An 11588-nucleotide genomic window follows, 5' to 3' on the forward strand; every position below is an offset into this window, starting at 1 on the left:
GCAGCTCCGGCTCGGCCGGTCGGGCGAACCCGATCGGCTGATCTGTCTTAGGCGGCAGCCGCGGATGCAGCCCGCATCCGAGCGCCGTCGTATCTCTCCCCCGTCACCATCAGCTTCCAGGCGATGCGGGCATTCTTGTTGGCGAGCGCCACGGCTGCGAGCTTGGGCGGCTTGCGCTTGAGCAGGGCCAACAGCCAAGGTGACGGATGACCGCGGCCGCACATGGCCTGCTTGATCACGGCGGTCGCTCCCGCCACCAGGACGCTGCGCAGCCGCTCGTCTCCAGCACGGGTGATCTTGCCGAGACGGGTTTTGCCGGCAGTGGAATGGTCTTTCGGAGTCAGCCCAATCCAGGCCGCATAATGCCTTGCGGAGCTGAACGCGTGCGGATCCGGCGTCTTCATGATCAGCTCAGGCGCACCGATCGGCCCGATCCCTTGAATCTCTGCAAGGCGCCGGCTGTCCGGGTTGGCACGGTGCCAGGCCTTCAGCCTGGCTTCGATTGTCTTCAGTTCCTCCTGTAACTGCGCGTACTGGCGGCCCTGCTGCGCCAACAGATCGCGCGCCAGTTCCGGCACGCTTTCGTCTTGCGCGATCTGCGCCAACAGCGGCTCGACCTGGCTGAGCCCCTTGGCCGCCGTGATCCCGAACTCAGCCGCATAGCCGCGGATCATGTTGCTAAGCTGGGTGCGCCGGGCGATCATCTGCTCGCGCAAGCCCGTCAGCATCAACGCGGCCTGCTGCTCGGCACTCTTCACCAGCACGAACCGCATCGTCGGCCGGCTCATCGCCTCGCACAGGGCCTCAGCGTCGCGCCCGTCGTTCTTGTTGCGCTTGACATAGGGCTTCACGTGCTGTGGCGCCATCAACTTCACTTCGTGGCCCAGCTTGCCCAGCTCCCGCGCCCAGTAATGCGCCGCGCCGCAGGCCTCCATCCCCACCTGCGTCGCCGGCAGCTTGGCAAAAAACTCCAGCATCTGCTTGCGCGTCAGCCGCTTGCGCAGCACTGGCCGCTCCGCCGCGTCCACCCCATGCAGTTGAAAAATATGCTTCGACGTATCGATCCCAATTCGGATAATCTCGCTCACGGACGGCTCCCTTGTCTGAGATTTGCAACAACCTCATTCTGGCACACTGATGCCGTAGGGGGCCGTCCACCCCATCAACCACAGGGAGAAGTTTGACGAAGATCAGCAGTTCGGTACCTCTACCATCCGCAATCGATGGACCTCGCGGTATGGGTCCCGGCTTTCGGCCGGGACGACAGTAAGTGCGAAGCCTAAATCTTCAACTCCGTCCCCGTCACCCGCCGATACGCTTCCAGATATCTTTTGCTGGTCGCCTCCACCACGCTGGCCGGCAGGGGCGGCGGCGGGGCGTCGCCGTTCCAGCGGCCGGCGCGGCGCTCGATATCGAGATAGTCGCGCAAGGGCTGCTTGTCGAAGCTGGCCTGCGGCTGGCCGGGCTTATAGGCATCGACCGCCCAGAAGCGCGAACTGTCCGGCGTCATCACCTCGTCGATCAGGATGATGCGGCCGTTCTTGTCGCGGCCGAACTCGAACTTGGTGTCGGCGATGATGATGCCCTGCTCGCGCGCCAGCTCCTCGCCAAGCGTGTAGATCGCGCGCGTCATGCTCTCGAGCGTGTAGGCGACCTCGTCGCCGACCACTTCGCGCATCTTCGCGATGGTGATGTTCTCGTCGTGCCCGGTCTCGGCCTTGGTGGCCGGGCTGAAGATCGAAGGCTCCAGCTTCTCGCTTTCGACGAGGCCGGCTTTCAGCTTCTCGCCCGCGAGCGTGCCTGAGGCCGCATATTCCTTCCAGGCGGAACCCGAGAGATAGCCGCGGATCACGCATTCGATCGGAAACACGGTGGTGCGGCGGGACAGCATGGCGCGGCCGAGGATCTCGGCGCGGTGCGGCTTCAAGGCCGGCACGGCCGCGATGATCTCGTCGGTATCGGCGCTGATCATGTGATGCGGCACCACGCCTTCGAGCTTGCCAAACCAGAACGCGCTGATCTGCGTGAGCACGGCGCCCTTCATCGGAATGGTCTCGCCCATCACGACGTCGAAGGCGCTGATGCGGTCCGTGGTGAGCAGCAGCAGGCGGTCGTCGTCGACGGCGTAGATATCGCGCACCTTGCCGCGCCCGATCTTGGTCAGTGGCAGGTCGCTGGAGAGCATGGCGGTCATCGGCAAATCTTTCGGGCAGGAAATCCGGTCGCCCCTGATGGCGCGGCCGGAGACTGGATTAGCTTATTCCGGCAGCGGAATGAACTCATGTTCCTGCGGAACCGCTGCGAAGCGGCCGGTTTTCCAGTCCTGCTTGGCCTGCTCGATCCGCTCCTTGCTGGAGGAGACGAAATTCCACCAGATGTGGCGCGGGCCCTCCAATGCATCGCCGCCGAGAAACATCATCCGCGTCGCCATGAGTGCCTTCACGGTGATGCGGTCGCCGGGCCGGAAGATCAGCAGCCGCGGCCCCTCATAGCGCTCGTTCGCAATCTCGACCTCGCCGTCGACGAGGTAGATCGCGCGCTCCTCATGATCGGGGTCGAGCGGCACGCTCGCGCCCTCCGCGGCCGTGACCTCGGTATAGAACCAGGGCGAGACCATCGACACCGGAGAGGTGATGCCGAAGGACGAGCCCGCGATCACGCGCGCCGTGAAATCGCGCTCGGAGATCATCGGCAGATCGCCTGCGGCGTAATGCTGAAACGACGGCGCGATTTCCTCGGACCCGGCCGGCAGCGCGATCCAGCTTTGCAGTCCCAACATCTTCTGGCCCGAGGCGCGCTGCACGTCGGGCGTGCGCTCGGAATGGGCGATGCCGCGCCCGGCGGTCATGAGATTCATCGCGCCGGGCGCGATCTCCTGGACATTGCCCTCGCTGTCGCGATGCATGATCGCGCCGTCGAACAGGTAGGTGACGGTGGCAAGGCCGATATGCGGATGCGGCCGCACGTCCATGCCCTTGCCGGAGACGAACTGCACCGGGCCGAAATGATCGAAGAAGATGAAAGGTCCGACCATCTGCCGCTTGCCGTGCGGCAGCGCGCGGCGCACGGCAAAACCGTCGCCGAGGTCGCGCGTGCGCGGCACGATGACGAGATCGAGCGCATCGCAGGATTTGGGGTCGCCGAGCACGGGATCGTTGTCGGGCATCCAGCTCATGGGTGGGCTCCTTTTGACTTTCTTCTTGGTTCTCTTGGGCTCAATCATAGCAGGATTTGACACCGTCGTCGCGACAAAGCCCGTGCCAGACGCTACGGGCGGTGCCTCCACATACTCCGCCGTCATGCCCCGCGCAGGCGGGGCATCCAGTACGCCGCGGCCTTTCGATTGAATCACCGCTGTCTCGGCGTACTGGATCGCCCGGTCAAGTGTTCAAGCCGGGCGATGACAGTTGTTGTGTGGATGGTCCTTGAAAAAGCCGGCGCAACGAACGATGTTCGGCTGATTTCAACCGCGCCCGATCGCATCGCCCGATGACCCTTGCCGCAACCGAGCTTGCCTTTCGCGCCGCGTCCGTGGCGCTGCTGCTCGTGCTGGCGGCGTCGCTTGTCGCCGACTTCCGCAACGTGCTCGCGGCCCGGCTCGGTGCGGCCTTCGCACTCGGCTCGGCCGCGCATGCGGCGAGCTATTCGGTGGATGTCACGTCACCGATCCCGCTCCTGCATGCACCGCTGATCGCCTTGTCGACCGGCGGCATCGTGGTGTTCTGGCTGTTCACACGCTCCCTGTTCGACGACGAGTTTCGCCTCCGCCGGTGGCACGGATGGGTCTGGGCGCTGGCGACGGCCTTCAGCTTCGCAGGCTGCGTCTGGATTGCGCCCAGCGGCCATGTGCGGTTCTCGGTGACGGTGGTCAATCTGATCGTGCTCGGTTTCATCGCGCTTGCGGTCGGGCAGATGATCGCCTCCTGGCCAGCCGATCTGGTCGAACGCCGCCGCCGCGTTCGCGTCTTCATCGTCTGCGCAACCGCGCTCTATGGCGGGCTGAACGCGGTGCTCCAGATCGCCGTCGCCGGCCACCACGTCGGCGCTGTCGCCGAAACCATCAATGCCGGCGTGCTCGCCTGCATCGTCGCGGCGATCGTCTATGCCATGATGCGGGTCGACGGGGCGGATCTGTTTCCGGCCGCGGCGGAGCCGGCACCGCCTGTTATTTTCAGTCAGCCTGTGACCGAGGACGCCGCCGACCAGAAACTCATCGATGCCCTGATGCGGCTGATGGCGGACGAGCGGATCTATCGCCAGGAGAACATCACCATCGGCGTCCTGGCGGGCCGCCTGAAAATTCCCGAATACCGGTTGCGCCGGCTGATCAACCAGCGGCTCGGCTACCGCAACTTCAATGTGTTCCTGAACAACCACCGCATCGAGGAAGCCAAGGCCGCGCTCGCCGATCCCGCCCAGGCCGAGGTCCCCGTCATCACCATCGCGATGGACGCCGGCTTCCAGTCGCTGGGGCCGTTCAACCGCGCCTTCAAGGCGGTGACGGGTGTAACGCCGACGGAATATCGGCGGCTGAAGGTGAACGCGGCGTGAGCGCTCTTAACCTCTCCCCGCCTGCGGGGAGAGGTCGGATTGCGAAGCAATCCGGGTGAGGGGGTACAGGTCCCACGGCGATCTCATACGCGGAGAGAGGCCCCTCACCCCAACCCTCTCCCCGTAAGAACGGGGCGAGGGGGCTGACCACCGTTGCGGTCGCCTCTTCGTATTGCACTGAGATAGCTCACTTATTCCAAAATCGGCCAGCCCCGTCCAAATTCCGGCCAGCCCATTTTCCAAATCCGGCGAGCACCCAACGTCCGCATCCCGCTTCCTCCCGCCATACGCCCCAAGCCGGAGAAAGCCCGTGACCCGCCGCCGCAAGATCATCCTCCTCACCACGACCATCGCCGTTGCCGGCCTCGCGCTCGGCGCCGCCCGGGCCCGCGACGTCCCGAAGGTTGCGACCGGCTTCGTCGCCGACATCCTCTGCTCCGAGACGTTCGTCTCCGGCCTCGATCCCCAACGCAATTTCACCGCGACCACCGACGCCATGCCCGGCACCGGCCTGATCACCTGGGCGATGGACTATAGGATCGATCGCGACCGCAAGGACGTCACGGTGACGCTGTTCGGCATCGGCCGCAGCCATGCGGTCTATCGCGAGGGCCTCGGCTGCACGCTCGAGCACGGCGCTGGAATTGCCGCTGTCGAGCCGCCGGCGGACGACAGGCAGCCGGCGTTGTTGCCCGAGATCGCCGCACCCTCGATCGTGCCGCCGCAGAGTCCCGAACTGGCCGCCGCGCTCGACCATGCCTTCACCGAACCCACGCAGCCGCCTTACCGCCGCACCCGCGCGGTTGTCGTGATGAAGGCCGGCCGCGTCATCGCCGAGCGCTACGCCGACGGCATCGGGCCTGAGACGCCGTTGCTCGGCTTCTCCATGACGAAATCGGTGGTGTCCGCGCTGATCGGCGTGCTGGTGCGACAGGGCAAGCTGAAGCTCGACGGCCCCGCGCCGGTCGCGGCCTGGAAAGATCCCGATGATCCGCGCCATGCCATCACCGTCGATCAGCTGCTGCGTCACACCGCCGGCCTTGCGCTCGGCAGCTCGCTGGAAGCCTCGCTCGGCTCCGCCTTCGAGCCGGTGAACCGGATGAAGTTCATGGAGACCGACATGGCCGCCTATGCCGAGACGATCCCGCTCGAGACCGCGCCCGGCACCGCGTGGAACTATCACGACGGCAATAGCCTCATTCTCTCGCATCTGATCCGCAATGCGGCCGGCGGCAGTCCCGCAGACGCGCTGCGCTTCGCGCGCCGCGAATTGTTCGCCCCGCTCGGCATGCGCCATGTCGTGCTCCAGCTCGACGGCTCCGGCACGATCGAAGGGTCGAGCGAGATGCTCGCATCCGCGCGCGACTGGGCGCGCTTCGGCCAGCTCTATCTCAATGACGGCGTCGCCGGAGGCAAGCGCATCCTGCCCGAGGGCTGGGTGAACTATTCTGCGACGGCAACGCCGAATGCGTGGGTCGGCATCGGCGCCGGCTTCTGGACCAACCAGGGCGACAGCTTTGGCGCAACCTTTCGCATCACACACGGCTGGCCGCGCGATGCCTTCTTCGCCAAGGGTACGATCGGGCAGTACACCATCGTGATCCCGTCGGAGAAGCTGGTGATCGTGCGCCTCGGCCGCTCACCGAACTGGCCGCCGCAAGCGGATGGCGTGTTCGATCTCGTGCGCGACGTGGTGGCGGCGACGCGCGCCACCTCTTCTCCCTCTCCCCGCTTGCGGGGAGAGGGTTGGGGTGAGGGGGAGTCTCTGCAAGGGAGGTGAGAGTTAGATTCGCGGAGAGTCCCCCTCACCCGGAATCCAAGCTGCGCTTGGATTCCGGCCTCTCCCCGCAAGCGGGGAGAGACGAAGAAACGCCTGCTACCTCCCCAATTCCGTCGCCTTGGCCACGCGATCGAACCGCTCCAGCGTCATGATCGCATCGGCAAACTTCTCCGCGCGGGCGTTCAGCACCGGGCGCGCCAGCGTCAGAAACTTCTGCTGCATCGCCTGCGTATCCGGAAACGACGTCGGCTCTCCCGAGGGATCGGCATAGAGCCGCTCATGCACGCCATCGTCCGTGGTGATGCTCACGCGTGCGCCGAAGGGATGGGTGCGGCCGACCTCGAGACGGTCGTCCTGCACCACGTCGAACTTGTCGGCGAGCGCGTCGATCGCGGCGTCGCCGAGGCGGTTGTAATCGTCCCAGCCGAACGAGCCTTGGTCGAGCGCGAGCGCGCCGGTGAAGAACATCGAGAACTGGCCGCCGACGATCGAGCGCGGGTGCCGCTTGGTCGCGGCATCGCCGGTCAGCGTGATGCCGTTGCGATGCAGGCCGATCTCGACGCGCTTGACCTGGTCGGGCGTCAGATTGTGCTCGCGCCGCATCGCGATCAGCGCGTCGATCGCGGCATGGGTGTAGCGGCAGCTCGGATAAGGTTTTACGCCGATCTTCATCGTCTCGTAGGTCTTGCCGAGCTCGGCCACGGCTTTGCCCGGATGCGCATCGTCGGTGTAGCCGGCGAGCAGGCCGTGCTTGCCCTCGACCGACTCGGTCGCGCCGACGAAATCGTTGCGCGCCAGCGTCGCGGCGATCACGCCGTTCATCGCGGCGGCGCCGACCTGGTAGCGCTTGTTCCAGGCGCCGTTCATCAGGAACTGTAGCGAGCCCGCGGCCTGGCTGCCGGAGACGCCGAACGCGGCGATCAGCTGCTTCTCGCTGAGGCCGAACAGCTTGCCGGCCGCCGCGGCGGCGCCGTAGGTGCCGGCGGTCGCGGTCGGGTGGAAGCCGCGCGCATAATGCGAGGTCGGGTCGAGCGCATTGCCGAGCCGGCAGCAGACCTCGTAGCCCGCGACGATCGCGGTCAGCACGTCGCGTCCGGAGGCGCCGACCATCTCGCCGACGGCGAAGGCGGCCGGAACCACCGGCGCGCTCGGATGCAGCGAGGAATCGGCGTGGGTATCGTCGAAGTCGAGGGAATGGCCGAGCGCGCCGTTGAGCAGCGCCGCGACCGCCGGCGTCCAGGTCTTGGCATCGCCGAACACGGTGGACTCGCCTTTGGTGTCGAGCGCGAGCGCCTCCAGCATTTTCAGCATCGACGGGGTCGATTCCGCCTCGCTGCGGGCCCGGATCGCGCTGCCGAGGAAGTCCAGCGTCAGCACCTTGGCGCGCTCCAGCACCTCCGCCGGAATATCCTGGTATTTCAGATTGAAGACGTAGGCGGCGAGCGTTGCGGTTTCGTGGGCCATGTTGTTTCCTCGTTTTGGCGGGCAAGTTAGGCGGGCTGATTTGGCCTTTCAAGCGGCCTTGCGGCCGCGGGCATCAGCTATGCTTTTGCTTGGGCGTATGAGGATCGGACCGGGATAGTCGAGCATGGCATTCGCAGGGAAGGTGTTCGACCGGATCCGGTCGCGGCGCACGCAACTGGGGCTCGCGATCCGGGTCACGGTGGCCGCGACCGCGGCCTATGCCATCGCCACCGCGCTGCATCTGTTGTTGCCGCTGTGGGCGGTGCTGACCTCGCTGATCGTGACCCAGATGAGCGTCGGCCGCTCGCTGAAGGCGACGCGCGACTACGTGCTCGGCACCATCGGCGGCGCGATCTATGGCGGCGCGATTGCGATCATGATCCCTTATTCCAGCGAGGCGGGCCTCCTCGGCCTGCTGGTGCTCTCGGTTGCCCCGCTCGCCTTCATCGCCGCGATCAATCCGAGCCTGAGCGCCGCCACGGTCACCGCCGTGATCGTGCTGCTGGTTCCGACCATGCATCATTCCGATCCCATGACCTCGGCGATCGACCGCGTCAGCGAGGTCGGCGTCGGCGCCATTACGGGCCTCCTGGTCTCGTTCCTGGTGCTGCCCTCGCGCGCGGTGCGGCAGATCCGCGCCAGCGCGGCAAAGCTGCTCGAGCTGATCGCCGACGCCTTCACGGAACTGCTGGCGGGCCTCACGCGCGGCCGCGACAACGATGCGCTGCACCTGATCCAGGACGGCATCGGCACGGCGATGGTCGGCATGAATGCGATCGGCGCCGAGGCCGAGCGCGAGCGCGCCGCGCGGCTGTCGAGCGGGCCCGACACCGGCCCGCTGCTGCGCACCGTGCTGCGGCTGCGCCATGACGTCGTGATGATCGGCCGCGCTACCGTGGTGCCGCTGCCGGTCGAGGTGCAGATGCGGCTCGCAGCCCCCTTGACTGAGGTCTCGACCGTGATCGCGCGCTTCCTGCGGTCGGCCGCCGCGGCCTTGCGCGAAGGCGCCGGCGCGCCGCCGATCCATCCCGTGCATCTCGCGCTTCAGCACTACGCCGAGGCGGTCGCCGCCGTGCGCCAGGACGGCCTGCTCCGCGGCCATCCCGGCGACACCGCCGAGCGATTCTTCGCGCTCGGCTTCTCGCTGGAGCAGATGCACCAGAATCTCTGCGATCTCGACCGCGTCGTCGGCGAATGGTCGGAGGCAGCGGCAGACAAGTCCGTGCGTGTGGCCGAATGAGTTAGCGCGTGCGTACCGTGCTTGCGGGACAGCAAGAAAGAGGAAGGAGAGAGCATGTTAGGGAACGCAAAGGTGGCAACCCGGCTTCCGGCCAAAGACCTAAACCGCGCGCGGGCATTCTACTCCGAGAAGCTCGGGCTCGAGCCGATTGAAGAGCGCGAGGGCGGGCTCCGCTATGTCTGCGCGGGAGGCGAGTTTGCGATATTTATCTCGGCCGGAATGCAATCCGGCACGCACACACAGATGGGCTGGCAAGTCGAGGACATCGAGGCAACGGTGCGCGAGCTTCGCGCGCGCGGAGTCGAATTCGAGGAGTACGATCTGCCCGGCCTGAAGACGGTTGATGGCATCGCGGAGATTGCCGGGAATTATCCCAGCAAAGGTACTGGAGAGCGGGGTGCGTGGTTTCGCGACAGCGAAGGTAACTTGCTGGGGATCGGGCAGCCGGTGTGAACTCATAGCTGCGGAAGGAAAAGAACAGGTCGACGGACGGGGTCATCGGGCCGTCTCCACGATCCGCCCCATCATGCCGCGGACCACGAGCTTGTGGAAGGGCATGATGAGGGTGAGGTAGCTGCGGCCGAGCAGATTGTGTGTGCGCACCAGCGTGGTCGAGGTCACCTGGCGGCTGGCGGCACCGCCCGCCACATCGACGACGAGGCGGAAGTCGAGATGGGAATCGTTGAAGCCGGCGACCAGCCGCTCCGGCGTCTCGCTCACCACCGGAAACAGGCCGATCAGGCCGTGCGGCGCCGGCGCGCCTTCGCCCGATGTCTTCAGCCCGAACGGCGTCACCAGGATGTTGCGCAGGCGCAGCAGCACGTCGATCCAGCGCGGGCCGTGCAGCACCATCCGCACGCAGGCCTCGCGCGCATCGACCGGCGTCGCGCCGATCTCGACGCGAAACGCATCGATGAACTGCGCGCCAGCCAGCACCGCGCCGGCATCGACGTTGGGGGTGACTTCGCGGACCGTCCCGATCATCCCGCCAGTTTGCGCGCCAGCATCCGGAAGCGCAAGATCAACAGGGCGGCATAGACGAACGAGCCGATCGAGAGCCCGATCCAGACGCCGACCGCGCCCAGTCCCGCGTGGAAAGCAAGCACCCAGGCGATAGGAAAGGCGACGCACCAATAGCCGATCGCCGCGAACACCAGCGTCATCCTGGTGTCATTGATGCCGCGCAGCGCACCGCCCATGATGGTCTGGAGGCCGTCGGCGATGAAGAAGCTCGCGCCGACCAGCAGCAGCGTCGCCGTCAGCTCGACCGTTGCCGCGCTGGCCTCGCTGCGGCCGAAGAACAGCCGTCCAAGCTCGTAGCGGCCGAGAATGATCGCAACGGTCAGGGCGGAGACGAACGCGATCCCGAGCACCGCTGCGACCAGACCCGCGCGCCTCACCGCGACCATGTCGTCGCGGCCGAAGGCATGGCCGACGCGCACCGTTGCCGCCATGCCGATGCCCAGCGGCACCATAAACAGCACGGCGGTGACCTGGAGCGCGATCTGGTGCGCGGCGAGCGCCGTGGTCGAGATCAATCCCATCAGCAGCGCGGCCGAGGAGAACAATCCATATTCCAGCAGCAGGGAGAACGAGATCGGCGCGCCGAGCGCGACGAGCTGGCGCATCAAGGGCCAGTCGATCCGCCAGAGACGGGCGAGCGGATGATAGTCCGCGAACGGCTTGCGCAGCCCGGCAATGGCGAGCGCGGCGAGGAAGGTGCCGAGATTGACCAGCGTGGTCGCAAGCCCCGCGCCGAACAGGCCGAGCTCCGGCAGGCCGAACAGGCCGTGGATCAAGGCGTAGACCAGCGCCGCATTGATCGGGATCGCCACGACTGTGATCCACAGCGGCGCCTGCGGCCGGTTCACTGCGCTCATCATGCTGCGCAGCGCGATGAAGCCGAGCGCCGGCGCGATGCCCCAAGCGAGACCATTCAGGTAGCGCTGGGCGAGCGCGGCGGATTGCGGCACCTGACCGAGCGCGAGCAGGATCTGCTCGCCATAGAGCGGCGAGGCCATCATCGGCAGCGAGATCAGCAGCGCGGCCCACAGCCCGACGCGCAAGGAGCGGCGGATGCGCCTGACATCGCCGGCGCCGAATGCCTGCGCCGCCAGCGGTGACACCGCAGACATCAGGCCGAGCCCGAAGGTGAAGCTGACGAAATAGACCGTGTGCGCCAGCGCCGCGGCGGCCACCGCACCCTCGCCGAGCCGCCCGATCAGCGCAAGATCGGTCGTGATCATCGCGATCTGCCCGAGCTGCGTCAGCATCATCGGCACGGCCAGCCGCAGCGTCTCGATGAATTCCGCAGCGAGATGACTTTGCGGCACGCCGGCTTGCGGCTGCGCATGATGTTGGACGGTGTCGAGCATGGCGGCTCATTAGCACAGCCACACGTCGAAAACATGGCCCGTGCTTCTTCTCCCTCTCCCCGTTCTTACGGGGAGAGGGTTGGGGTGAGGGGCTGTTTCCGCTGAAAAGCTGGCAGTTGGACTCGCGGAGAGTCCCCCTCACCCGGATTGCATCTGCGATGCAATCCGGCCTCTCCCC

10 protein-coding genes are annotated in these 11588 nt (G+C 66.4%); 4 read left to right on the forward strand and 6 right to left on the reverse strand.

The features are described from left to right. Positions 1-47: 47 nt before the first annotated feature. The 3 genes from ACVJ19_RS14065 to ACVJ19_RS14075 form a co-directional block, all read right to left on the reverse strand. On the reverse strand, positions 48-1088 hold the full coding sequence (locus ACVJ19_RS14065; protein WP_453948226.1) for an IS110 family RNA-guided transposase: 1041 nt from the start codon (positions 1086-1088) through the stop codon (positions 48-50). 191 nt (positions 1089-1279) lie between these two features. Then, positions 1280-2194, reverse strand: a complete 915-nt coding sequence (locus ACVJ19_RS14070; protein ID WP_453948629.1) for a phosphoribosylaminoimidazolesuccinocarboxamide synthase — start codon at positions 2192-2194, stop codon at positions 1280-1282. A gap of 63 nt (positions 2195-2257) precedes the next feature. After that, positions 2258-3175, reverse strand: coding sequence for a pirin family protein (locus ACVJ19_RS14075; RefSeq protein WP_453948628.1), 918 nt, complete (start codon positions 3173-3175; stop codon positions 2258-2260). 314 nt (positions 3176-3489) lie between these two features. Here ACVJ19_RS14075 and ACVJ19_RS14080 point away from each other — a divergent pair, with 314 nt between their 5' ends. After that, positions 3490-4551, forward strand: a complete 1062-nt coding sequence (locus ACVJ19_RS14080) for a helix-turn-helix domain-containing protein (protein WP_453948627.1) — start codon at positions 3490-3492, stop codon at positions 4549-4551. Positions 4552-4861: 310 nt separating this feature from the next. Next, complete coding sequence (locus ACVJ19_RS14085) at positions 4862-6331, forward strand: serine hydrolase domain-containing protein (RefSeq protein WP_453948626.1); 1470 nt, start codon at positions 4862-4864, stop codon at positions 6329-6331. Positions 6332-6427: 96 nt separating this feature from the next. Here the strand turns inward: ACVJ19_RS14085 and ACVJ19_RS14090 are convergent, their stop codons facing one another. Beyond that, the gene (locus ACVJ19_RS14090) at positions 6428-7795 is read right to left on the reverse strand and encodes an MmgE/PrpD family protein (RefSeq protein ID WP_453948625.1); all 1368 of its coding nucleotides are present in this window, start codon (positions 7793-7795) and stop codon (positions 6428-6430) included. Between the two features lie 124 nt (positions 7796-7919). Here ACVJ19_RS14090 and ACVJ19_RS14095 point away from each other — a divergent pair, with 124 nt between their 5' ends. After that, positions 7920-9035, forward strand: a complete 1116-nt coding sequence (locus ACVJ19_RS14095; protein WP_453948624.1) for an FUSC family protein — start codon at positions 7920-7922, stop codon at positions 9033-9035. Between the two features lie 54 nt (positions 9036-9089). Beyond that, positions 9090-9488: a VOC family protein gene (locus tag ACVJ19_RS14100; RefSeq protein WP_453948623.1), complete on the forward strand. Its 399-nt coding sequence runs from the start codon at positions 9090-9092 to the stop codon at positions 9486-9488. Between the two features lie 42 nt (positions 9489-9530). Here ACVJ19_RS14100 and ACVJ19_RS14105 read toward each other — a convergent pair whose 3' ends face one another. Then, positions 9531-10019, reverse strand: a complete 489-nt coding sequence (locus ACVJ19_RS14105) for a DUF2867 domain-containing protein (protein WP_453948622.1) — start codon at positions 10017-10019, stop codon at positions 9531-9533. After that, positions 10016-11410 (reverse strand): MATE family efflux transporter, encoded by a 1395-nt coding sequence (locus ACVJ19_RS14110; RefSeq protein ID WP_453948621.1) that lies wholly within the window; start codon positions 11408-11410, stop codon positions 10016-10018. Before ACVJ19_RS14110 ends, ACVJ19_RS14105 begins: the two co-directional genes overlap by 4 nt. Positions 11411-11588 lie beyond the last annotated feature (178 nt).

This window comes from Bradyrhizobium sp. USDA 376, assembly GCF_054063675.1.